Below are 23846 nucleotides of genomic sequence, written 5' to 3'. Positions count from 1 at the left end.
GTGCCCATCAAGCAGATGCACAATACGGCACCCAGAGTCATCAACGGCGTGGCGTTGAGCAAAAAGGTAAGAAAGCACCCCAATTCAAAATCGGCATGGATTTGAATATCTTTCAGTCACACTCGCTCAAGGCCCGCGTGACCCTCTTTTCGCTGACAATTTTTGTGCTCAGTATCTGGGCGCTGGCGCTGTTTGCCAGTCGCATGTTGCGCGCGGACATGCAGCAGCAATTGGGGGACCAGCAACTGGCGAGCGTGACTGGGGTGGCGGCAGGGATCAGTCACAAATTGGAAGAACGTTTGGTAGCACTGGATCAGGTGGCCGAACGCATGGATCCGGCCCTGCTGCGTCATGACGCCGCACTGCAAGAATTCCTGGAGGCACAGCCGGTTTTTCGCGGTCTATTCAATGCCGGCGTCATCGTCACCACGCTGGACGGCACGGTCAGCCACGCGGTGCCGTTCGCCAAGGAACGGATCGGCGTTACTACCCTGGCGATCGGGGCGATTGCCGCCGCGCTGCGGCAGGGGCGCACAACGGTCGGTCAGCCGGTGATGGACAAGGCGCTGCCAGCGCCACTGATCACCATGGCGGCGCCCATTCGCAATCCACAGGGCCAGGTGATCGGGGCTCTGGCTGGCATGATCAATCTAACATTGCCTAATCTGCTGGACCCGATCAGCCAGGGCCGTTATGGCAAGACTGGCAGCTATCTGCTGGTTGCGCGACCAGCCCGGATGGTGATCACCAACACCGACAAAAAACGGGTCATGGAGGCAGCGCCTGCGCCCGGCGTCAACCGCCTGATTGACCGCTTCATGCAGGGTTATGAGGGTTCCGCAATTTTCGTTGACCCCTTTGAGGTGGAAACACTGACCTCGGCCAAGGGCATCACGCTGGCCGATTGGTACGTGGCGGCGGCATTGCCCACCGCCGAAGCCTTTGCACCCATCGACGCCATGCAGCGGCGTATTGTGCTGGCCACCGTGCTGCTGACCCTGCTGGCGGGCGGCCTGACATGGTGGATGCTGCGCCGGCAACTGGCGCCGCTGCTCGCCACCGCCGAAACCTTGGTGGCCCTGCCCACAGCCCAGACATTTCCGATCGCGCTGCCCGTCGCTCACCCGGACGAAATTGGCCACTTGATTGATGGCTTCAATCACCTGCTGGCTCACCTGCACCAGCGTGAGACCCTGCTCAAGCAGATTCTTGACACCTCCAGCGCCGCCATCTTTGTCATCGACTCACAGGGCCGCATCACGCAAGCCAACCAGCGCATGGCCGAGATGTTCGGTTGCCCGCTCGACACCCTGATCGGGCATGACTACGTCAGCCTGGTGCACCCGGCGGAGCGCAATGTCGGACAACAGAACATGCTGGCTTTGCTGGCCAACAAAGTCTCGTCCTCCGATTTGGAGCGCCTGTATTGGCGCGCCGACGAATCCGAATTCTGGGGCCACCTGGCGTGCCGCGGCTTCCACGACGCCAGCACCCATCAACATTGCTTTGTCGGTGTCATTACGGACATCACCGAACGGATCCAGGTCGGGAAATTCGAGCAACTTCGCAGCCGCATTCTGGAGCTTCTGGCAAGCGGTGAGCCACTGCCCCTCATTCTTGAAGCCCTGGTGCGCGGCGTGGAGCAACTCAACCCCACCATGCTGTGCAGCATCTTGCTGCTCAGCGGCGACGGCCAGCATCTGGGCCAAGGTGTGGCGCCGAGTCTGCCCGACTTTTATAACGCGGCCATCGACGGCATTGAAATCGGCGCCGGTGCCGGCTCCTGCGGCACGTCCGCCTTTACCGCGGAGCGCGTCATCGTCAGCGACATTGCAACCCATGTGTATTGGCAGCGCTACAAGGAACTCGCGGCACGCGCCGACTTGGGCGCCTGCTGGTCGCAGCCCATTCTTTCCTCCCTGGGCCAGGTGCTGGGAACCTTTGCCAGCTACCACCACACCACCCACACGCCGACGTCGGCTGAAATTGCCTCGGTTGAGCGCTTTGCCCGGATCGCCGCCATCGTGATTGAAGGACAAGCCGCGGCCAAAAAAATGCGCGACAGCGAAGAACGTTTTCGCACCCTGATCGAGGAATCACCCGCCGCGATCCTGGTCCATCGTGAGCTGCGCATCATTTATCTCAATCCAGCCGCCATCGCGATGTTTGGTGCCCGCACAGCGCAAGAACTGGTCGGCAAGGCCCTCCTTGATTTGATTCATCCGGATTCCCATCAAGTCGCCACGGCGCGCGTCAGGCACATCACCAACACCGGCCATGCGGCGCCTCTGATCGATGAAAAATATCTCAGGCTCGATGGCACGCCGATTGACGTGGAAGTCCAGAGCACTTCGATTATTTACGAGGGGCTAGCGGCCATCCGGACTGCTTTTCGCGACATCTCCGAGCGCAAACTGGCGCACGACAAGCTGCAACTTGCGGCCAACGTCTTCAGCCATGCCCGCGAGGGCATCGCCATCACCGACGCACGCGCCACCATCATTGATGTCAATGAGGCTTTTTGCCGCATCACCGGCTACAGCCGGGACGAAGTGCTGGGCCAGAACCCGCGAGTGCTGGGCTCGGGCCGCCAGGACAAGGCGTTTTACGCCGCCATGTGGCACGACCTGGGCGAACAAGGCCATTGGTACGGTGAAATCTGGAACCGGCGCAAAAACGGCGAGTTGTACCCCGAGATGCTCACCATCAGCGCCGTGCGCACGGACCAGGGCCAGGTCCAGAACTATGTCGCGCTGTTTTCCGACATCAGCGCCATCAAGGCGCACCAACACGAGCTCGAACACATTGCCCACTTTGACGCCCTCACCAACTTGCCCAACCGGGTGCTGCTGGCCGACCGCTTGCAGCAAGCCATGGCGCAGGCGCAGCGCCGTGGCCAGATGCTGGCGCTGGCCTACCTCGACCTCGACGGCTTCAAGGCCATCAACGACCGCCATGGCCATGAAGCCGGCGATCTGCTGCTCATGACAGTCGCCACCCGCATGAAGCAGACCCTGCGCGAGGGCGACACGCTGGCGCGCATTGGTGGCGACGAGTTCGTGGCGGTGCTGCTCGATCTGAGCGACAGCAAGGCCAGCGCGCCCATGCTCAGCCGCTTGTTGGCGGCGGCGGCCGAACCGGTGCGCCTGGGCGATCTGGCGCTGCAAGTTTCGGCCAGCCTGGGTGTGACCTTTTATCCGCAGGTCGATGAGATGGAAGCTGACCAGTTGCTGCGCCAGGCCGATCAGGCCATGTACCAGGCCAAGCTGGCGGGCAAAAACCGCTACCACTTTTTTGACGCGGCACAAGACCGCAGCGCGCGCGGACATCATGAGAGCCTGGAGCGCATCCGCCAGGCGCTTGACCGACGTGAATTCGTGCTCTATTACCAGCCCAAGGTCAACATGCGCACCGGCGCCGTGATTGGTGCTGAAGCGCTGATTCGCTGGCAACATCCCGAAAAAGGGCTGCTTGCCCCGGCCCTGTTTTTGCCCGTGATCGAGGATCATCCGCTGGCCGTCGATATTGGCGAGTGGGTGATCGCCACCGCGCTGATCCAGAACGAGCTTTGGCAGGCCGACGGGCTGGACATGCCGATTAGCGTCAACGTCGGCGCACGCCAGCTCCAGCAGGCCGACTTCGTGCCACGCCTGCGCGAGCTGCTGGCCGCACAACCCGGGGTCAAGCCGTTTCAGCTGGAAATCGAGGTGCTGGAGACCAGTGCCCTCGAAGACTGGGTTGGCGTGTCGCAATCGATTGAAGAATGCCGGGAAATGGGGGTGCTGTTTGCCCTGGACGATTTTGGTACCGGCTATTCGTCGCTGACCTACCTCAAACGTCTGCAAGTCGATCTGCTCAAGATTGACCAGAGCTTTGTGCGCGACATGCTCGACGACCCCGACGACATGGCCATTTTGCAGGGTGTTATCGGCCTGGCCGGTGCGTTTCGGCGCAACGTCATTGCCGAAGGTGTGGAGACCATTGCCCACGGCACCTTGCTGCTGCAACTGGGCTGCGATCTGGGGCAAGGCTTCGGCATTGCGCGGCCCATGCCCGCCGACCTCTTTCCGGCCTGGGCGGCAAGCTGGCAGCGCGATGCAGCCTGGGTTGCCGCGGGCGGCACGGACCACCCGTCGCTCATGGCAACCCTTCAATAGCTACTAAATAGATAGCATTAAATGCAGACTGAACGTGGACTAGAGGCTCATTTTATATAAATAAGCAGTGGCGCTGACCTGCATCAAGAGTGCAGGTCAATTTTGAACCAACCTGTTGCGGCAGTACCCAAAACGCACCCGTCTCATCGCAAACACCTAGCGCCAATCCTGGAAAAACCATTATTCTCTGCACTGCACAAGCGCTGTCCCGGCGTCAACGCCTATTGAAAGAAGCCCCCACGGTCAAAGTCCGCATGAATCCAGATTTCTTCAGTCGCGCTCACTGGTCATTTTTGTACTCAACATCTGGGCGCAGGCGTTCTACGCCAACCGCACGCTGCACCAAGACCAGCCAGGCATTGACGAAACCATGACGAAAATATGACCATGAATCCCGTCACCAGGACGCCCGATGATCTGGCGGGTACCTCACTGATCCGTGCTGCCGGGCGGCTGGTGCTCGTCTATGCTGTCTTTGCCGGCTTGTGGATTTGGCTCTCGGATGAATTGCTGGCGTGGCTGGTCAGCGATCCGGCCGAAATCGTCCAGGCCAGCATCTTTAAAGGCTGGCTGTTTGTGGTCGCCACGTCCCTGTTGCTTTATGGCTTGCTACGGCGACTGCTGAGGCAGAGCCTAGTTGCCTCGATGCGCGAGCAAGAAGCGCAAGCCGAAAATCATCGCAGCCAGCAGTTGCTGACGGCTCTGATTGACAGTTCAACGGACGCCATTTTCGCCAAAGACCTGGCCGGACGCTACTTATTGTTCAACCACGAAACCACGCGCGTCATGGGCACCACACCTGAGCGGGCGCTGGGCCATGATGACACGGCACTGTTCCCGCCTGAGCAAGCCGAGTTGATCCGCGCCAACGATCAGCGCGTACTCGCGTTGAACCGGACCACCAGCTACGAGGAGACACTGGAAACGGTCGATGGCGAGCGCGTTTTTCTTGCCACCAAGGGGCCCCTGCGCGACAGCAATGGACAAGTCATTGGCCTGTTTGGCATCTCGCGCGACATCACCGACCGAAAAAGAGACGAAACCAGACTCACCCTGGAAGCGCGCCGCGCCGAGGCGCTGTTGACGCTGCCTGGCGCAGCCGAAATCATGACTGAGAGCGCCTTCATGCAGCACGGGCAAGAGTTGGCCGAGCAGCTCACCGGCAGCCAGATCGCCTTCATTCATCTGGTGCACGATGACCAGGAAACGATTGAACTGGTGAACTGGTCGCGCAGCACGCTGGCGCAGTACTGCACCAGCGCTTTTGACAGGCACTACCCCGTCAGCCAGGCCCGCATCTGGGCCGATGCACTGCGCCTGCGCACGTCGGTGGTCATCAATGACTACGCCAGCGTGATGGGCAAACATGGCCTGCCTGAAGGCCATGCGCAGCTCGACCGCCTGATCAACGTGCCGGTCATCGACGGCGGCCTGGTGCGCATGATGGCCGGCGTCGGCAACAAGCCCGAGCCCTACACCGAGGCCGACGTGGAAACAGTGCGCCTGATCGCCGACGCCGTCTGGCGCATCGTGCGTCAACGCCGGGCCGAGACAGCGCTGCACGAAAGCGAACAGCGGCATCGTCTGCTCGCCGACAACGCCAGTGATGTCATCTGGACCATGGACCTGAAAGGCCGCTTTACCTACGTCAGTCCTTCGGTCGAAAAGCTTCGCGGTTTCACCAGTGCGGAGGTGATGCAGCAAACCCTGGCGCAAACTCTGTGCCCCTCATCGATCCCGGTAGCGACCGAGGCGCTGGGCAAGTCCATGGCTTCCATGGCGGCCGGTTTGCCCTTCATCGGATTCAGGGGCGAGCTGGAACAACCTTGCAAAGACGGATCAACGGTCTGGACCGAGATTTCCACCAATGGCATGCGCAATGAGCAAGGTGACTTTGTCGGTATCGTCGGCGTCAGCCGCAACATCACCGAGCGCAAAGCCCAGCAACAACAGCTTCAACTCGCGGCGCAGGTGTTTGCACAGGGGCGCGAAGGTATCACTGTCACCGATGCTCGGGGCCACATCATCATGGTCAACCGGGCCTTTAGCGAGATCACCGGCTATACGCAAGCCGAGGTGCTGGGGCAAAACCCGCGCATCCTGAAATCCGAGCGACAAAGCCCGGAGTTTTACCTCGACATGTGGACTGCGCTCACCACGTCGGGCCATTGGGCTGGCGAAATGTGGAATCGGAAAAAAGACGGTACGGTGTACCCGGAGTGGATGGCCATCTCGGCGCTGCGTGACAGCCAGGGCCTAACCACGCACTATGTCGCGAGCTTTAGCGACTTGAGCACCGCCAAGGCCGCTGAAAGCCGCATCCAGTGGCTGTCGCAATTCGACACCCTCACCGGCCTGCCCAACCGCACCCTGCTGCAGGACCGCACGGCGCTGGCCCTCAGCATGGTGCAGCGCGCGCGGGAGCCGCTGACCATGCTGCTGGTCGCCATCGATCATTTTGGCGCCGTCAATGACACCCTGGGGCATCAGCTTGGCGACGAGCTATTGGTCGAAATGGCCAGACGCCTGAGCGATTCAGTGCGCGAGCAAGATACCGTGTCCCGTATGGGTGGCAAAGAATTTGTGCTGGTCTTGCCTGGCACGCCGGCCATGGGAGCCGCACACCTGGCCACTGAACTGCTCTGGAAACTGTCCCGGCCCTGCTCACTGGGCATGCACGAACTGACCCTGACCGCATCGATCGGCATTGCCAGCTTCCCGGACAACGGGGCTGACTTTGACACGCTGTTCAAAGCGGTTGAAATCGCCATGCATCGTGCGCAGCTCAAAGGGCGCGACACCTATCAGTTCTACAGCGACGACATGTATGAGCAAGTGCTGGCGCACGACCGCCTGATAAAAGCCTTGCGCCAGGCGATCGTTCTGGATCAACTGCAACTGGTGTACCAGCCCCAGGTGGACTTGCAAACCGGGCAAATCTGCGGTGTCGAGGCGCTGTTGCGCTGGCAGCACCCCGAGCTGGGCGCCGTATCGCCGGGGCAGTTCATTCCCCTGGCCGAGGAATCGGGCCTCATCATCGGCATCGGTGAGTGGGTGTTGCGACGTGCCTGCCAGGACATTCGCCGCTGGCTTGATCACGGCATCAAAGTCCCGCATGTGGCGATCAATGCGTCGCCCTTGCAATTTCGCGACAACAATTTGGTGCTTCAGGTCAAAGCCGCCCTGACCGAATCGCAGATTGACCCGGCGCTGATTTATATCGAGGTCACCGAGAGTGCACTGATGGATGACGTGCCACGCAACGAAGCCATGCTCAAGGCGCTAAAAGACCTGGGCATCAAGCTCTCGCTGGACGACTTCGGCACCGGTTACTCGTCGCTGAGCTACCTCAAGCGCTTTCCATTCGACCAGGTCAAGATCGACCAATCTTTTGTACGGGACATTGCCACCAGCCAGAGCGACAGCCTGCTGGTGAAGGTGATTGTGTCCATGGCCCATGGCTTGGGCATGAAGGTCATTGCCGAAGGGGTGGAAACCGAAGCCCAGTGCGAGATCATGCGCACCAGCATCTGTGACGAAATTCAGGGCTATTTCTTTTGCAAGCCTATCTCAGCCCAGGCGATTGAAGAACTGTTTTCTGAAGGTCGCCAGTTGCCAGCGCATCTGCTGCGCCTGCAAAAGCCGCAGCGCACGCTGCTGCTGGTGGACGACGAGCCCAACATCCTGGCCTCGCTCAAGCGCCTGTTCAGGCGCGATGGCCATCTGATCCTGACCGCCAACAGTGGCGCTGAGGGGCTGGAGCTGTTGTCCCGGCAAAAGGTCGATCTGATCATCTCGGATCAGCGCATGCCGGGCATGACCGGGGTGGAGTTCCTGCGCGCCGCCAAAGCCCTGTACCCTGACACGATTCGCATCGTGCTGTCAGGCTACACCGAGTTGCAGTCCGTGACGGATGCCATCAATGAAGGCGCCGTCTACCGCTTCTTGACCAAGCCGTGGGAGGATGAGCCACTGCGCGAGCACATCAACAAGGCCTTTGAATACAAGGAGTTGCTGGAGGAAAACCGCCAGCTCGACGTCAAGATTCGCACCACCAACCAGGAGTTGATTGCCGCCAATCGGCAACTCGGCGACATCCTGCAAAACAAGCGCCACCAGATCGAGCGCGACGAAACCAGTCTGGCGATTGCGCGTGAAGCCTTGCAGCACATGCCGCTGCCCGTGATTGGGGTGGATGACGAAGGCTTGATTGCGTTTGCAAATGTGGCTGCCGAACACCGGTTCGCCGACGCCGGCGCCTTGCTCGGCATTGAACTGGCTCGGGCGCTACCCGCCGTCGATGCAGCCATCGCCGCTGCCGTTGAAGGGACGCCCTGCGAGCTGCTGATTGACGACACCCGCTACCTGGTCAAGTGGAACCCCATGGGCATCAACTCGCGCTCCAGAGGAAAAATAGTCACCTTGATTCATACCGGGCCTGCCGCATGAGCGATTTGCAGCGACAAGAACGGCTGAAACGATTATTTCGGCTGGCCGGCAACAACGCAGAGGGGCGCTACCTGCTTGCGCTCATGGCGCGCTACCGGAGGGTTGCCGTGCCATGAACCACATCGTGATGGATGACGTGCTGGAAAGAATCCACAACCTGCCCTCGCTGCCAGTGGTGGTGATGGAGTTGTTGGCGTGCATGGGCCAGGACGATGCCAACATTGAGGCACTGGCGGAAAAGATCACAAAGGACCAGGCCTTGTCGGCCAAGACCTTGCGCCTTGCCAATTCATCCTTTTATGGCATGGCGCGCCAGGTCACCACCATCCAGGAAGCCATTGCCATCCTGGGTTTCAGAACGGTGCGCAGCCTGGCCGCCACAGCCGCCCTGATTGGCAACTTCTCCGCCAACCCTGGCAACAGCTTCGATTTCACCCCGTTCTGGCGCCACGCCATTGGGGCTGCCGTGTGCGCCCGGGAACTGGCGCCCCACCTCCATCTCAACCCGGACCAGGCCTACACCGCAGGCCTGCTGCACGACATTGGGCGCTTGGTGTTGGTCACGCAGTTTCAGCCGCAGTACCGGGCCACCATGACGTACCGGGCCGAGCGGGATTGCCATCTGCTGGATGCAGAACACGCCGTGCTGGGCCTTGACCACGCGCAGGTGGGCCATGCGCTGACGCAGCTCTGGCAGTTCCCGCTGAGCATGCAACAGGCGCTGGCCGAGCACCATGCGCCCAGCAGCCTTGGCATGCAGCCGCTCTCGCTGGTGGTGATGGCCGCTGACGCCATTGCCCATGCGCTGGACTTGTCGATGGACGCCGACGACCTGGTTGCGCCTGTGCCGCCGGGTCTGTGGCAACAATTGGGTCTGGATGAAGCGACCCTGCTGCAGGTTTTTGCGAGCGTCGAACAACAGTTCGACGCCACCAGCCTGCTTTTGAACGGCTGAGGACTCAAGCTTATGAACAGTCCAATCCGGGCCAATGCGGCGGCAGCTCAAGGTCTTGCCGACGTCGATCAAGCCATTTCTACACCACCAAGACCGTTGGCAAAGGCAGCGCCTTTCACGTCGCGCCACCGCTCAAGCAAACCACTACGCCAGCAGCCAATGGAGCCAACGCAACATGACGGATAACAGCACCACGACACCCGGCGCCAGTGCAGCGCTGCTGCCCACCATTTTGTGCGTCGACGATGAACCCAACATTCTGTCGGCGCTCAAACGGCTGTTTCGCGGCAAAGGCTGGCAGGTACTGTCCGCCGAAGGGGGCCAGGCCGCCCTGGCGCTGCTGCAGACGCAGTCGGTTGACCTGGTCATCTCCGACATGCGCATGCCGGAGATGGATGGTGCCCAGTTTTTGGCGCAAGTGCGCGTACGCTGGCCCGACACGGTACGCCTGCTGCTGACGGGTCACTCCGACATCGACGCCATCATTGACGCCATCAACCGGGGGGAGATTTACCGCTACATCACCAAACCGTGGGACGACAACGACATCGTGCTGATCGTGCGCCAGGCGCTGGAGCGCCAGGCACTGGAGCATGAGAAGAAGCGCCTGGAAGCGCTGACCACCCGCCAGAACGAAGAACTCAAGGCCCTCAACACGAGTCTGGAAGCCAAGGTGGAAGCGCGCACGACTGAACTCAGGATCGCCAACGAGTCACTGCAAGACGCCAATGAGCGACTGAAAAGCAGCTTCGTCACTTCGATCAAGGTGTTTTCCACCCTGATGGAAATGCGCGGCGGCAATTTGGCCGGGCACTCGCGTCGTGTGGCCGATCTGGCGCGGCGCATGGCCACCAAGCTCAAACTCGACAGCAAACTGGTGCAGGATATATTTGTCGCCGGCCTGTTGCACGAAATTGGCAAGGTCGGTTTTGCCGACGAACTGCTGAACACGCCGGTGGCGATGATGAAACCTGAACAGTTGGACGCCTACCGAAAACACACGGTGCAAGCCGAGCAGTTGCTGCTGCCGCTGGCCGAATTGCGCGCTGCCTCTGACATCATCACGGCACAATTTGAACGCTTTGATGGCAGCGGCTTCCCAGCCCGGCTTGGCGGTCCAAACATACCTATCGGAACCCGGATTTTGTCGCTGGCCAGTGACTACGACAACATGCAAATCGGCACGCTGACGCACAGCCGTCTAAAGCCGGAAGAAGCCAAAACCCTGATTGTCCGTGGCAGCGGGCAGCGCTATGACCCGGAGGTGGTGAGCGCCTTCCTGGAAGTCTTCAGTGGCGTGCCACGACAAGCCGCTGACAAGGAAAGCTTTTCTGAAATGAGGGTCAAAGCGTGCAACCTGAAAGCAGGCATGATGCTGGCACGCGATCTCCTCGCACCGAGCGGCCTATTGATGCTGTCGGCAGAGCATGTGCTCGATCAACGCATGATCGGCAAGATCATCACTTTTGAAAAATCAGGCGGCATGGAATTAACCGCCTACATTCGCGTGGCTAGCGCATCCTGAGTGGGAATTTTCTCAATGAACATCCGATACACAAACAAGCGCCAGATTTTTGGACCGGCCCGCCAGCGCCGGGTTTTTACCCGCGGCTTGGGTTGTGACAAGGCGACCAGGAGCCTGGTTTGAACGCCACGGCCAACCGCAATATCTCCGTGGACCAGCTTCGCGTGGGGCTGTACGTCCATCTTGACTTGAAGTGGTTTGAGCATCCGTTCGCGTTTGGCCATTTCAGGATCAAGTCCGAGGAACAAATCACGCTGATCCGCAACCTGGGTCTGAAGACGGTGCGCTTCAGCCAGGAACTGAGCGAGGGCAGTCCCCCTCCCCAGGTGGTCGCGCCGCTCACCCCCATACCCAACACGGCTGCGGCTGCCAGCATGGCGCCGGAGCTGTCCCAGATCATGCTGACCAAGCAGGCCATGATGGCGCAGATGCGGCTGCGAAGGCAGGCGACCGAGCGCATCGAGAATGCCTTTGTCAACACCGCCAAGACCATCCGCAACATCGAGAAAAACCTGTACAGCCGACCGCTTGAAACCGTGCAGCAGGCCACCCTGCTGATTGGCCAGATCACCGATTCGATTCTCAGTGCCCCGGAACTGGCGATTCATGTGATGGGCGACAAGATGGGGGGCGAAGAGCTGTACTTGCATTCGCTTAACGTCACCATGCTGTCGATCATGATGGCCCGCGACATCAAACTGCCCGTTGAGGTCGTGAGCGTGCTCGGCGTCGGTGCGCTGCTGCACGATATTGGGCACAAAGAAGTGCCCGACAAGATCTTGCGCAAAACCGAAGCACTGACGCAGGCAGAGCGCAGTTTCTATGAAATGCACTGCCAGTTTGGAGTGGGGATGGGTCAGCGCATGGGTCTGGCACCGGCAGCGCTGTCAATCATCCGGGAGCATCACGAGCTGTTTGACGGCAGCGGCTATCCGGCCAAGCTCCAAGGCGAATCGGTCAGCCTGCTGTCGCGCATTGTGGTCATTGCCAATTATTACGATGAGTTGTGCAACCCGTCTGCCATTGCCGATGCGCTGACACCGCATGAAGCACTGTCCCTCATGTTTGCCAAGTTACGCAGCAAGTTCGATCCCAAGCTGCTGCAGGTCTTCATTCGATGTCTGGGGGTGTATCCGCCAGGCACGATCGTCCAGCTATCCAACGGCGCCATTGGCATGGTGGTGACCGTCAACACGGCACGCCCCATGAAGCCCACGTTGATGGTGTACGACGCCGAGGTGCCCAAGGATGAAGCCATCCTGCTTGACATGGAACGTGAGACCGAGGTCAACATTGCGAAAGCCATCCGGCCGGCCCAAGTGCCGCAAGAGGTGTACAACTACTTGAGCCCGCGCAAACGGGTCAGCTACTACTTTGATGCGTCCTCTGCACGGCCACAGGCGGGCATGCCATGAATGCGCTGGCCAGACTGATGCTCGACAACAGCCCCGAGATGGTGCTGTTGGTCAACCCGGCAACACTGCAGATCATGATGGCCAACGCGTCGGTGGTCAAGACACTGGGCTACTCGCTGGCGCAGTTGCAGGGCTTGGCGATCACCGAGATTGAAAGTGCGCTACAGGATGTTTTTTATTGGGAGGACGTTCGAACTGGCCAGTGTCTTGAAGTACAGAGTCAGGAGGGGCAGTATCGCTGCGCGCAGGGAGAACTTTTGACGGTCAGCAAGTCAATTCGGCTGCTTGACCAAGACGGGGCGCCTCTGCTGCTGGTGCAGGCCGTGCAGACCCGCAATGAGCGCAAGGCGGAGGACGCGCTGGCACAAACCTTGTCGCAGTTGCGAGCCACGCTGGAGTCCACTGGCAATGGCATCCTGGTCATTGGCTGGCAAGGCCGGATCGAGAGTATGAACCGCCTGTTTGGCAAGATGTGGGAGATTTCTGACGATCTGCTCGACTCGCATGACGATGCGCGCATTCTGGGTTTTGTGGCCGGGCGTGTCATCGAGTCCGGGCTGCTTCACGCGCGACTGGGTGCGATCGTGGACAAGCGCGAGACCGAAGACCTGCTGCACCACCAGGACGGTCGCGTGTTCGAGGTCAGCTCGCGTCCGCAGTACCTGGGTGAGCAGATTATCGGCCGCGTGTTTGGTTTTCAGGACATCACCCAGCGCACGCTGGCCGAAGCCGCATTGCGTGAATCGCGCGACTTGCTGGAACAAAGGGTGCGATCCCGAACAGCCGACTTGAATACCGCCAATGAGACGCTGCAGCAGGAAAAGGAGCGCCAGGCCATTTTGATCAAGCGACTGGAAGAGGCGCAAAACCAGCTGCTGCAATCGGAGCGCATGGCGTCCATCGGCCAACTGGCGGCCGGCGTCGCGCATGAAATCAACAATCCGGTGGGGTTTGTCAACTCCAATCTGGGCTCCTTGCAGCGCTATGTCACCGACATGCTCAGGTTGCTGTCGGTCTACGAGAAGGCTGAAGGCGCCCTCCCTGGGGCGGCGACGCAAGAGATAAACCAGGTCAAGGCGGACATTGATGTCGAGTTCCTGCGCGAAGACGTCGCCAACTTGCTCGTCGAATCGCTGGACGGGCTCAAGCGCGTCACGCGCATCGTGCAGGACTTGAAAGATTTTTCTCATGTGGATGAATCAGAGCGCCAGTGGGCCGACCTGGAGGCCGGGCTGGAGAGCACCTTGCGCGTGGTCTGGAACGAGCTCAAGTACAAGGCCGAGGTGATCAAGGAGTTTGCAGGTATTCCGCAAGTCGAATGCTTTGCTTTTCAGCTTAACCAGGTGTTCATGAACCTCTTGATCAACGCCTCGCACGCCATTGAAGGGCGTGGCACCATTGCCATCCGCACCGGGCACGACGACGCCTGTGTGTGGGTGGAAGTGCAAGACAGCGGCCGCGGCATCCAGCCGGAGCATCTGTCCCGGATTTTTGAACCGTTCTTCACGACCAAACCAGTCGGCCAAGGCACCGGGCTGGGCCTTTCACTGGCTTACGGTATTGTCAAAAAACACGATGGGCGCATTGAGGTCAAGAGCGAATTGGGACAGGGGACGGTGTTCAGGGTGATCCTGCCCAAGAAAACCAAGACACTATAAAAATAGTAGCTAATTAAGCAATCCACATGAGGGCTACAGCCCGATTTCTCATATAAAGTCTAGCCACGCCCGGCAAACGGCATCTTGGTCGCCATCACGGTATGGAACATCACGTTCGCTTCCAGCGGCAAATTGGCCATGTACAGCACCGATTGGCCGACGATGTTGACATCCATTAACGGCTCGATGGCGATGTCCCCATTGGCCTGCAAGATGCCGGTTGCCATGCGCTGGGCCATCTCAGTGGCGGCATTGCCAACGTCGATTTGCCCGACGGCAATATCGTACTTGCGGCCATCAAGCGAAGCCGCCTTGGTCAGGCCCGTGACGGCGTGTTTGGTCGCGGTGTAGGCAATCGAATTGGGGCGCGGCGTGGTGGCAGAAATAGAGCCGTTGTTGATGATGCGCCCACCTAGCGGGGTCTGCGCCTTCATGACCCGAAACGCCTGCTGGATGCACAGGAACATACCGGTCAGGTTGATGTCCACCACATTATTCCACTGCGCCAGCGTCAGGTCTTCCAGGGCAATAGCGGGCGCACCGACACCCGCATTATTGAACAGCACATCAACGCGCCCAAATGCGCTCACCGTGGCATCAAACAGTGCCTTGACAGAATCAGCGTCAGACACATCGGTGGGCACGGCCAGCGCTCGCTCGGGCGCCGCACCCAAGGCGATCACCTCGGCCAGTGGCCCAGAGCGTCGACCGGCCAGCACCACCCGGTAGCCGTGTGCCAGCAGCGCCAGCGCAGCCGCCTTGCCGATGCCACTGCCCGCGCCGGTGACGATGGCGACTTTTGAATTTGAGGTCATATCTGTTGCTTACGTAAAGAAATTAGTGGTCTCAAATCAGGAGCGTCGACGCGGCTTGCGTCCTGGATCCTTGCTCTTGCTGGCGGATTTTGGCGCGCGCACATCGGGTTCCGAAGTTTTTCGTGCGCGGCGCTTGCCCGCTGCATTGGCAGACTCGCCAGCGGGAGCATCACGGCTGCCAGCGGCGCGCGGCAACTCCTTGTCTTTGCCGCCCCGCGCCGCCAGTGCCTCCCCCTCGTGAATCAGCCGGAAATCAATGCGTCGCCCATCCAGGTCCACCCGGCTCACCTGCACCTGAAGCCGGGTGCCAATCGCGTAGCGCATACCCGTGCGCTCACCGCGCAACTCCTGGCGCATCTCATCAAACTTGAAATAATCGCCACCGAGCTCCGTGATATGCACCAGGCCCTCAACATACATGGCGTCCAGCGTGACAAAAATGCCGAAGCTGGTCACGGAGCTGACAACACCCCCGTACTCCTCACCCAAATGCTCGCGCATGTACTTGCACTTGAGCCAGGCTTCGACATCGCGGCTGGCCTCGTCGGCGCGACGTTCATTGGCGCTGCAATGCATGCCCGCAGCTTGCCAGGCCTGCGTTTCGGCACTCAATTTTTTGGGCTTCTGCCCCGGCTCGGCGACGCGCGCGGCCAAGCCCTTTTCGAGTCGCCGTGAGAGCTTGGCGTGAGCCTCGCCCGGCAGCGGCAACACCGGCAAGTGGTATTTGGTCCCGGCCAGAATCGCCTTGATGACCCGGTGCACCAGCAGATCCGGGTAGCGCCGAATCGGACTGGTGAAATGGGTATAGGCATCAAACGCCAGACCAAAATGCCCTTCATTCACGGGCGTGTAAATCGCCTGCTGCATGGAACGCAGCAGCATGGAGTGAATCTGCTGGGCGTCGGGCCGGTCTTTGGTGGCGTTGGCAATGGTCTGAAACTCGCCCGGCGAGGGATTGTCACTGATGGAATGCCCCACGCCGGTCACTTTAAGGTAGTTGCGCAGAATCTCTTTTTTCTCGGGTGTCGGGCCTTCATGCACCCGAAACAACCCTGCATGCTTGCTCTGGGCAATAAAGTCTGCACTGCAGACGTTGGCCGCCAGCATGGCCTCTTCGACAATTTTGTGCGCATCGTTGCGCGTGCGCGGAATGATTTTCTCGATTCGCCCACTCTCATCACACACGATCTGCGTCTCAACGGTTTCAAAATCAACCGCGCCGCGGCGTGCACGCGCCTTCAGCAGGGCCTGAAAGACATCGTGCAGGTTGATCAAATCACCTACCCGCTCTTTGCGCTTGAGGGCTTCGGGGCCATGCGTATTGGCCAAAATTGCAGCTACCTCGGTGTAGGTAAAGCGAGCATGGCTCCACATCACAGCCGGGTAAAACTGGTAAGCCGAAACCTCCCCGTCCGCGCTGATCATCATGTCGCACACCATGCACAGGCGTTCGACTTCAGGGTTGAGCGAACACAGACCGTTGGAGAGTTTCTCCGGCAGCATCGGGATCACGCGGCGCGGAAAATACACGCTGGTGGCGCGTTCATAGGCGTCGATATCAATGGCCGAGCCGTTTTCCACATAATGGCTCACGTCGGCAATGGCCACCAGCAAACGCCAGCCCTGCTCCGCCGTCTTGCCCTTGCCAATTTTCACTGGTTCGCAGTACACCGCATCGTCAAAATCACGGGCATCCTCGCCGTCGATCGTGACCAAGGGCACGTCGGTCAGATCGACCCGGTGCTTCTTGTCTTGCGGACGCACGTGGTCGGGCAAGGTGCGCGCCAATGCAGTGCAGGCCTCTGAGAACTCATGCGGCACACTGTATTTGCGCACCGCAATTTCAATCTCCATGCCGGGGTCGTCGACCTCGCCGAGTATTTCCTTGATGCGCCCAACCGGCTGTCCGTACAGGGACGGTGGCTCGGTCAACTCAACGACCACGACCTGACCCGGCTTGGCCAGGCCGGTCGCCGACTTCGGAATCAATACATCCTGCCCGTAGCATTTGTCTTCCGGCACCACAATCCAGATGCCACTTTCCTGCAACAAGCGCCCAATGATGGTTTGACTTGTTCTTTCGATGATCTCAAGCACGCGGCCTTCGGGGCGACCTTTGCGATCACTGCGCACAATGCGCACCTTGACCCGGTCCTTGTGCAGCACGGCACGCATCTCGTTGGGTGGCAAATAGATGTCGGGTTGACCGTCATCACGGGTCACAAACCCATGTCCATCACGGTGCCCCAGCACGGTTCCTTCAACTTCGTCCAGCAAGCCGCTGGTTTGGCTAATATTTTTGATACAATAATCCTCTTTCCTGAAATGCCCGGATGGCGGAATTGGTAGACGCGCACGGTTCAGGTCCGTGTGCCGAAAGGTGTGGAGGTTCGAGTCCTCTTCCGGGCACCAATGTTAATGAAAACCAGAGATCTTCTAGCAAGATTTCTGGTTTTTTTTTGGCCAGGAAGCACTGCTCTTGCATTGGCTCCCGGCTTGTCCTGAAATGTTTCAAGGCTTGAATCTTAAAACGGCTGAGCCACAAGATCGTGTCCCTGTGCACCGACAATGCGCGCTTTGGTAAATTCACCAACCCGTAAAGTCTTGCTGATCTTTTCCGGCGGCAGCAGTTTCACCACACCGTCAATCTCAGGCGCATCGGCATAGGAGCGGCCGAGGCCACCCTTTTTACCCAAACCAGGCGCGGAATCGACCAACACCTGCATCGTGGCGCCGATGCGCTGTTGCAGTTTGGCGCTTGAGACTGCCTCGGCGACCGCCATGAAGCGTGCGCGCCGCTCTTCGCGCAATTCAATCGGCAACATGCCGCCAATGTCATTGGCGACAGCACCCTGCACCGGGCTGTAGGCAAAACAACCGGCACGGTCAATTTGAGCCTCCCGCATGAAATCGAGCAAATGCGAAAACTCTTCTTCCGTTTCGCCCGGAAATCCTGCGATGAACGTGCTGCGCACCACAATATCGGGACAGACCTCACGCCAGCGCTGGATGCGCTCCAGATTTTTCTCGCCGCTGGCCGGGCGTTTCATGCGCTTGAGCACCTCCGGGTGACTGTGTTGCAGAGGCACATCCAGGTAGGGCAACACTTTGCCGGCGGCCATCAAAGGCAACAAGTCATCGACACTCGGGTACGGGTAAACATAGTGCAAACGCACCCAGGCACCATAAGGCTCAGCCATGTCGCCCAGTGCTGCGGCAAGTTCCAGCAGGCGGGTCTTGGTGGGTTTGCCATCCCAGAAACCGGTGCGGTATTTGACATCCACGCCATACGCTGACGTGTCCTGGCTGATCACCAGCAACTCTTTCACACCGCCTTCAAACAGGGCGCGCGCTTCCTTGAGCACGTCACCAATCGGGCGCGACACCAGATCGCCGCGCATGGACGGAATGATGCAAAACGTGCAGCGGTGGTTGCAGCCTTCGCTGATCTTGATGTAGGCGTAGTGCCGGGGCGTGAGCTTGATGCCCGCCACACCAAAAGCATTGGGCACCAGATCAATAAACGGGTCGTGCGGCTTGGGCAGGTTGGCATGCACCGCATCCATCACCTCCTGCGTTGCCTGCGGGCCGGTGACGGCCAGCACGCTCGGGTGCATTTGCCGCACCAGGTTGCCACCACCCTCGGCGGTCTTGGCGCCCAAACAACCGGTGACGATCACCTTGCCGTTTTCGGCCAGCGCTTCACCGATGGTGTCCAGACTCTCTTTGACCGCATCATCGATGAAACCACAAGTGTTGACGATCACCAGATCGGCACCCTGAAATGTCTTGGAGGTTTGATAACCCTCGGCGCTCAATTGCGTGAGGATCAGTTCGGAATCTGTCAGCGCCTTGGCGCAACCCAAGCTGACGAAACCGACTTTGGGTGCTGTATTGCTTTTTGTAATAACTTCGCTCATAAATAAATAAATTGTTCCAGCATTCGCGCCACGATCAGCGTTTGATGCCAAACGCCCCGAGCATCTGACCGGTCTGTTTTTGCATCTGTTCCTGCATTTGCTCGAACAGGTTTTTGGACTGTTCCAGTTTGCCGCCCAGCATGCTCTGCAGCACGGGGGACTGCAATGCCATGAACTGGGTCCACATTTCCGGTGACAGACCTTTGCTTTGTTCTGCAAATTTGGCCTGAACGTCCATCAATTGCTGCATGTTTTTTTCCAGGTAGCCACCCATGAAACCCTGCATGGCATGGCCATAGAAACGGATCACACTGGCCAGCACTGGCGCGGTGAACATGGGAGAGTCATTGGACTCTTCTTCCAGAATGATTTGAAGCAGAATGCTGCGCGTCAGGTCTTCGCCGGTTTTGACATCCATCACGACAAAGGGCTCACTGTCCATCACCAGGCGCTTGACCTGGGCCAGCGTGATGTAACTCGACGTGTCGGTGTCGTAAAGGCGTCGGTTAGGGTATTTTTTTATGATCCGCTGGGTGACTTTTGGCTCAGCGACTTTCTTGGATTGCATGGGATTCCCTTAAGCACAGTTCGAAGCTGAAATAGCTGTATTGCACTGCAGCACATTTTAGGGATTACACCAGCACTAACGTCCCGAGGTTTACCCTGAGGCCAAGTGCAACTAAAAAATAATTGCCGGCACAACGGGACTCAAAGCGATCAAATTACAGTCCAAGCGGTATATTTTAACCGTCTATCAAGACAACACGCGCCAACACACCCTCAATACCCGGCAATCTTGAAATGCCTTGCTGGCGTCCTTGAACTCGCCAACCACATCAGCCAACAGGCTTGTTAAACCAGCGCCTGGCGCTTGGCCACCCGATCAGCGACAAAAGCAAAGGCAAAAATCAGCCCTTCGGCCATGGATTGTTCGATGGCATGGCGTTCATGTTCAGTCAGGTAGAACATCATGTCCACATCGTGCCGGACATAACGCGCAGGCAGGCGGTTCAATGCGACACAGGCCACATCAGCCAGCATATCGGACGTGAAACCCGGGTGCGCCGCAGACTGCCGCGCCACCGCCTCAAACACCAGTCGTTCGTAATAATTGTGAACCTGTTCAAAATTGATAACCATGAAATCCTCCAAAATATCGCCAGACATCAAGCCTTCAAGAAAATCACCTTAGCAGCTCCACTGGCCCCTGACAAGAACAATCATCCTGAAAAAGAATGAGAAAAACTTCCGTGGCTGTGGCAGTGCGACTGATGATAGCTATGAAACATGTAGCATGTCTTCAATCTGCGCTATAGTTTCGGCCAGCGCCGGAAAACTACAGATATCAAATGTCTGACGACTTTTGCCAGTTCAAGACGCTCGTCGATCAATCAATACCAAAAGGAGAGTTGTCTCATGAGTTCCAAAGAAAATGCTGCAATCGGTCAACTGCTTGAACTTCTCGAGTCGCGTTATGCCATTCGGGTTCTGTGGGCCTTGAGGGATGGTCACGCGCAGACTTTTCGATTGCTGCAGGACAGCGTAGGCACCATTACTCCCAACACGCTGAACACCCGCATCAAGAATTTGCGCGCAGCCGGACTGGTCGATCATGGCAATGAGGGCTACGTCGTCACGACTTTGGGGGCGGATCTGCTCAAACGCTTGGCCGACCTTCCGGCATTTGCCACCAAATGGGTGGCAACCCTTGCCAAGAAAGACATTTGAACACCCCGGTCTGCTGAGACTTTTTATTAATGGCTGTAGCCCTTGTAGACAGGGCGTATTAAGCTATACTTTTTATAGCAAACAAGGATTTCAACATGACAACGACCCCCTCTGGACTTCAATATGAAGACACCGTAATCGGCTCCGGCCCACAGGCGACCAAGGGCCAAAGCGTCACGGTTCACTACACCGGCTGGCTTTATAACGACGGCGTTCAAGGTGCCAAGTTTGACTCCAGCAAAGATCGCAACGACCCATTTGTCTTTTCGCTGGGCGCCGGCATGGTGATTCGAGGTTGGGACGAAGGCGTGGCAGGCATGCAGGTAGGCGGCTCACGCACCCTGATCATCCCGGCGGCGCTGGGTTATGGCGCGCGTGGTGCCGGTGGTGTCATTCCGCCCAATGCCACATTGAAGTTTGACGTCGAACTGCTCGGCCTGTCAGGCTGACCTGCTGCGCCACCCAAGCGGCTTACCCAGCGACCCGGGCGCCACATCCGGCGCGCTCGCTTTGTTCCTGAGCCGGCTTTCGGCTCGTACGTCTTGCGCTCTTGAATTGTCTGTGTATGGCCCCATATCGAGGGCTTAGTATTTGAAATTTGGCTCAATAGCATGTCTGAAACCAATCCAAACCAAACCAAACCACCTGCTACCGGGTATCAGAGCACCGAAGAAATGGTCGCCGCGCAGGGCGCCTACGAGTCGGACGCTTTGTCGCGTGCACAAGCCGATCTGGCTGAATTACAAGCCAAAAGCGCTGAACTCGCCGACCAGTATCTGCGGGCCAAGGCCGAGGCTGACAACGCCCGGCGCCGTGCCGAAGACGAAATCTCCAAGGCGCGCAAGTTTGCGGTCGAGGCTTTTGCCGAAAGTCTGCTGCCCGTAGCAGACAGCTTGGAGGCGGGTCTGATCATCAAGGACGCCACCATTGACCATCTTCGCGAAGGTACCCAGGCGACCCTGCGCCAATTGCTGGCAGCACTGGAGCGCAACAAGGTGATTCCCATCAACCCACAGCCTGGAACGACTAAATTTGATCCCCATCAGCACCAGGCCATCAGCGTGGTGCCCTCGGAGTTCGATGCCAACATCGTGGTCACGGTGCTGCAAAAAGGTTACGCCATCGCCGATCGCGTGCTGCGCCCAGCGCTGGTCACCGTCGCCGCACCAAAATAATTAGCAACGTGATGGTCGTCGTGACTTGAAAATTTTCGGCTGATCCACACGTTAACAGCATCTGACTTTCATTTAAGGAAAAATCATGGGAAGAATCATCGGCATCGATCTGGGCACGACCAACAGTTGCGTCGCCATCATGGAGGGCAACACGCCCAAGGTCATTGAAAACTCTGAAGGGGCGCGCACCACGCCGTCCATCATTGCTTATCAGGAAGACGGCGAAGTACTGGTCGGCGCCTCGGCCAAGCGTCAGGCGGTGACCAACCCGAAGAACACGCTGTACGCCGTCAAGCGGCTGATTGGCCGCAAGTTCACTGAAAAGGAAGTCCAGAAAGACATCAACCTGATGCCTTACAAAATTGCAGCCGCTGACAATGGTGACGCCTGGGTCGAAGTGCGCGGCAACCGGATGGCGCCCCAGCAGGTCAGCGCCGATGTGCTGCGCAAAATGAAAAAGACGGCCGAGGACTACCTGGGCGAAACGGTCACCGAGGCCGTTATTACGGTGCCGGCTTATTTCAATGACGCACAGCGTCAGGCCACCAAAGATGCGGGTCGCATCGCCGGACTCGATGTCAAACGCATCATCAACGAACCTACCGCTGCAGCACTGGCTTACGGTCTGGACAAGACTGAAAAAGGCGACCGCAAAATCGCGGTTTTTGACTTGGGTGGCGGCACTTTTGACGTGTCCATCATTGAAATTGCCGACGTTGACGGCGAAAAGCAGTTTGAAGTTTTGTCCACCAACGGCGATACCTTCTTGGGCGGCGAAGATTTTGACCAACGCATCATCGACTTCGTCATCGCCGAGTTCAAGAAAGAGCAAGGGGTTGATCTGGGCAAGGACGTGCTGGCCCTGCAGCGCCTGAAAGAAGCCGCCGAGAAGGCCAAGATTGAGCTCTCCAGCAGTGCGCAGACTGACATCAACCTGCCGTACGTGACGGCCGATGCTTCCGGCCCGAAACACCTGAGCATCAAGCTCACCCGCGCCAAGCTTGAGTCACTGGTTGAAGAATTGATCGAACGCACCATTGCGCCTTGCCGCACCGCCATCAAGGACGCTGGTGTCAACGTGGCTGACATCAACGACGTGATTCTGGTCGGCGGCATGACGCGCATGCCCAAGGTGCAGGAAAAGGTCAAGGAATTGTTTGGACGCGAGCCGCGCAAGGACGTGAACCCGGACGAAGCCGTGGCCGTCGGTGCTGCCATTCAAGGCCAGGTGCTGTCCGGCGACCGCAAGGACGTGTTGTTGCTCGACGTGACGCCTTTGAGCCTGGGTATTGAAACGCTGGGCGGTGTCATGACCAAGATGATCACCAAGAACACCACCATCCCGACCAAGTTTGCACAGACCTTCTCGACCGCCGACGACAACCAGCCGGCTGTGACCATCAAGGTGTTTCAGGGCGAACGTGAAATCGCCGCTGGCAACAAGATGCTCGGTGAGTTCAACCTGGAAGGTATTCCACCGTCCGCCCGGGGCACACCGCAAATTGAAGTGTCGTTTGACATCGACGCCAACGGCATCCTGCATGTGGGCGCCAAGGACAAAGGCACAGGTAAAGAAAACAAGATCACGATCAAGGCCAATTCCGGCTTGACCGAAGCGGAAATTCAGCAAATGGTGAAAGACGCTGAGTTGAACGCCGCCGACGACAAGCGCAAGCTTGACCTGGTGCAGGCCAAGAACCAGGCCGATGCCAGCTTGCACAGCGTGAAGAAGAGCCTGACCGAATACGGCGACAAGCTCGAAGCCGGCGAGAAGGAAAAGATCGAAGAAGCGATCAAGCACCTGGAAGAAGCCATCAAAGGCGACGATAAGGCGCATATTGAGGAAAAAAGCACCGCTTTGATGACCATCAGCCAGAAGCTGGGCGAAAAAATGTATGCCGATATGCAGGCCAAACAAGCAGCTGAAGCGGGCGCAGGCGATCCAGGTGCCCAAGCGGCAGCGGGTGCACAAAACACTTCAAACCAGGCGGCTGACGACAATGTGGTCGACGCGGAAGTGAAAGAAGTCAAAAAAGGTTAAGCGCTTGC

15 protein-coding genes and 1 tRNA gene are annotated in these 23846 nt (G+C 58.6%); 11 read left to right on the top strand and 5 right to left on the bottom strand.

Annotated features, from left to right (window positions below; genetic code table 11):
- The first annotated feature begins 95 nt into the window (after positions 1-95).
- The 6 genes from RFER_RS22990 to RFER_RS10000 all read left to right on the top strand — a co-directional run bounded on the left by RFER_RS22990 (position 96) and on the right by RFER_RS10000 (position 14159).
- On the top strand, positions 96-4157 hold the full coding sequence (locus RFER_RS22990; protein WP_011464276.1) for an EAL domain-containing protein: 4062 nt from the start codon (positions 96-98) through the stop codon (positions 4155-4157).
- Between the two features lie 387 nt (positions 4158-4544).
- On the top strand, positions 4545-8606 hold the full coding sequence (locus RFER_RS23460; protein WP_166485701.1) for an EAL domain-containing protein: 4062 nt from the start codon (positions 4545-4547) through the stop codon (positions 8604-8606).
- Between the two features lie 112 nt (positions 8607-8718).
- A complete protein-coding gene (locus RFER_RS10015) occupies positions 8719-9561 on the top strand; it encodes an HDOD domain-containing protein (RefSeq protein ID WP_011464274.1) in 843 nt (280 codons plus the stop codon).
- A 175-nt stretch (positions 9562-9736) separates the two neighbouring features.
- Positions 9737-11086 carry an HD domain-containing phosphohydrolase gene (locus tag RFER_RS10010; RefSeq protein ID WP_011464273.1) on the top strand — a complete coding sequence of 450 codons (1350 nt, stop codon included), beginning with the start codon at positions 9737-9739 and terminating at the stop codon, positions 11084-11086.
- A gap of 119 nt (positions 11087-11205) precedes the next feature.
- Positions 11206-12501: an HD-GYP domain-containing protein gene (locus tag RFER_RS10005; RefSeq protein ID WP_011464272.1), complete on the top strand. Its 1296-nt coding sequence runs from the start codon at positions 11206-11208 to the stop codon at positions 12499-12501.
- Positions 12498-14159 (top strand): ATP-binding protein, encoded by a 1662-nt coding sequence (locus RFER_RS10000; RefSeq protein WP_011464271.1) that lies wholly within the window; start codon positions 12498-12500, stop codon positions 14157-14159. Before RFER_RS10005 ends, RFER_RS10000 begins: the two co-directional genes overlap by 4 nt.
- Before the next feature lie 59 nt (positions 14160-14218).
- Here RFER_RS10000 and RFER_RS09995 read toward each other — a convergent pair whose 3' ends face one another.
- Both RFER_RS09995 and rnr read right to left on the bottom strand, forming a co-directional pair.
- Positions 14219-14974, bottom strand: coding sequence for an SDR family oxidoreductase (locus RFER_RS09995; RefSeq protein WP_011464270.1), 756 nt, complete (start codon positions 14972-14974; stop codon positions 14219-14221).
- 36 nt (positions 14975-15010) lie between these two features.
- On the bottom strand, positions 15011-17251 hold the full coding sequence (rnr, locus tag RFER_RS09990; protein WP_011464269.1) for a ribonuclease R: 2241 nt from the start codon (positions 17249-17251) through the stop codon (positions 15011-15013).
- Between the two features lie 50 nt (positions 17252-17301).
- On the opposite strand from rnr, the gene RFER_RS09985 reads away from it, so the two are divergent.
- Positions 17302-17386: transfer RNA gene (locus RFER_RS09985), tRNA-Leu, on the top strand.
- 113 nt (positions 17387-17499) lie between these two features.
- On the opposite strand, the gene rimO is transcribed toward RFER_RS09985, so the two are convergent.
- From rimO to RFER_RS09970, 3 genes are all read right to left on the bottom strand, one after another.
- On the bottom strand, positions 17500-18894 hold the full coding sequence (gene rimO / locus RFER_RS09980) for a 30S ribosomal protein S12 methylthiotransferase RimO (RefSeq protein WP_011464268.1): 1395 nt from the start codon (positions 18892-18894) through the stop codon (positions 17500-17502).
- 34 nt (positions 18895-18928) lie between these two features.
- Positions 18929-19462 carry a polyhydroxyalkanoate synthesis repressor PhaR gene (gene phaR / locus RFER_RS09975; protein WP_011464267.1) on the bottom strand — a complete coding sequence of 178 codons (534 nt, stop codon included), beginning with the start codon at positions 19460-19462 and terminating at the stop codon, positions 18929-18931.
- A 284-nt stretch (positions 19463-19746) separates the two neighbouring features.
- Entirely contained in the window at positions 19747-20034 is a 288-nt protein-coding gene (locus RFER_RS09970; RefSeq protein WP_011464266.1) for a late competence development ComFB family protein, read from the bottom strand.
- A gap of 276 nt (positions 20035-20310) precedes the next feature.
- Here RFER_RS09970 and RFER_RS09965 point away from each other — a divergent pair, with 276 nt between their 5' ends.
- The 4 genes from RFER_RS09965 (at position 20311) to dnaK (ending at position 23838) form a co-directional block, all read left to right on the top strand.
- Positions 20311-20622 (top strand): winged helix-turn-helix transcriptional regulator, encoded by a 312-nt coding sequence (locus tag RFER_RS09965; protein WP_011464265.1) that lies wholly within the window; start codon positions 20311-20313, stop codon positions 20620-20622.
- A gap of 95 nt (positions 20623-20717) precedes the next feature.
- Complete coding sequence (locus tag RFER_RS09960; protein ID WP_011464264.1) at positions 20718-21071, top strand: FKBP-type peptidyl-prolyl cis-trans isomerase; 354 nt, start codon at positions 20718-20720, stop codon at positions 21069-21071.
- 162 nt (positions 21072-21233) lie between these two features.
- A complete protein-coding gene (grpE, locus tag RFER_RS09955) occupies positions 21234-21797 on the top strand; it encodes a nucleotide exchange factor GrpE (RefSeq protein ID WP_011464263.1) in 564 nt (187 codons plus the stop codon).
- 85 nt (positions 21798-21882) lie between these two features.
- Positions 21883-23838, top strand: a complete 1956-nt coding sequence (gene dnaK / locus RFER_RS09950) for a molecular chaperone DnaK (protein WP_011464262.1) — start codon at positions 21883-21885, stop codon at positions 23836-23838.
- Positions 23839-23846: the final 8 nt, after the last annotated feature.

It is taken from the genome of Rhodoferax ferrireducens T118 (genome assembly GCF_000013605.1).
In the GTDB taxonomy this organism is placed as follows: domain Bacteria; phylum Pseudomonadota; class Gammaproteobacteria; order Burkholderiales; family Burkholderiaceae_C; genus Rhodoferax; species Rhodoferax ferrireducens.
This window is presented reverse-complemented; position numbering and strand designations above follow the sequence as displayed.

Coding starts and splice junctions, on each gene's coding strand:
- RFER_RS23460 (WP_166485701.1), top strand. CDS start 4,545: ATGAATCCCGTCACCAGGACGCCCGATGATCTGGCGGGTACCTCACTG.
- grpE (WP_011464263.1), top strand. CDS start 21,234: ATGTCTGAAACCAATCCAAACCAAACCAAACCACCTGCTACCGGGTAT.
- rimO (WP_011464268.1), bottom strand. CDS start 18,894: ATGAGCGAAGTTATTACAAAAAGCAATACAGCACCCAAAGTCGGTTTC.
- phaR (WP_011464267.1), bottom strand. CDS start 19,462: ATGCAATCCAAGAAAGTCGCTGAGCCAAAAGTCACCCAGCGGATCATA.
- RFER_RS10010 (WP_011464273.1), top strand. CDS start 9,737: ATGACGGATAACAGCACCACGACACCCGGCGCCAGTGCAGCGCTGCTG.
- dnaK (WP_011464262.1), top strand. CDS start 21,883: ATGGGAAGAATCATCGGCATCGATCTGGGCACGACCAACAGTTGCGTC.
- RFER_RS09995 (WP_011464270.1), bottom strand. CDS start 14,974: ATGACCTCAAATTCAAAAGTCGCCATCGTCACCGGCGCGGGCAGTGGC.
- RFER_RS10000 (WP_011464271.1), top strand. CDS start 12,498: ATGAATGCGCTGGCCAGACTGATGCTCGACAACAGCCCCGAGATGGTG.
- RFER_RS09970 (WP_011464266.1), bottom strand. CDS start 20,034: ATGGTTATCAATTTTGAACAGGTTCACAATTATTACGAACGACTGGTG.
- RFER_RS09965 (WP_011464265.1), top strand. CDS start 20,311: ATGAGTTCCAAAGAAAATGCTGCAATCGGTCAACTGCTTGAACTTCTC.
- RFER_RS10015 (WP_011464274.1), top strand. CDS start 8,719: ATGAACCACATCGTGATGGATGACGTGCTGGAAAGAATCCACAACCTG.
- RFER_RS09960 (WP_011464264.1), top strand. CDS start 20,718: ATGACAACGACCCCCTCTGGACTTCAATATGAAGACACCGTAATCGGC.
- RFER_RS22990 (WP_011464276.1), top strand. CDS start 96: ATGGATTTGAATATCTTTCAGTCACACTCGCTCAAGGCCCGCGTGACC.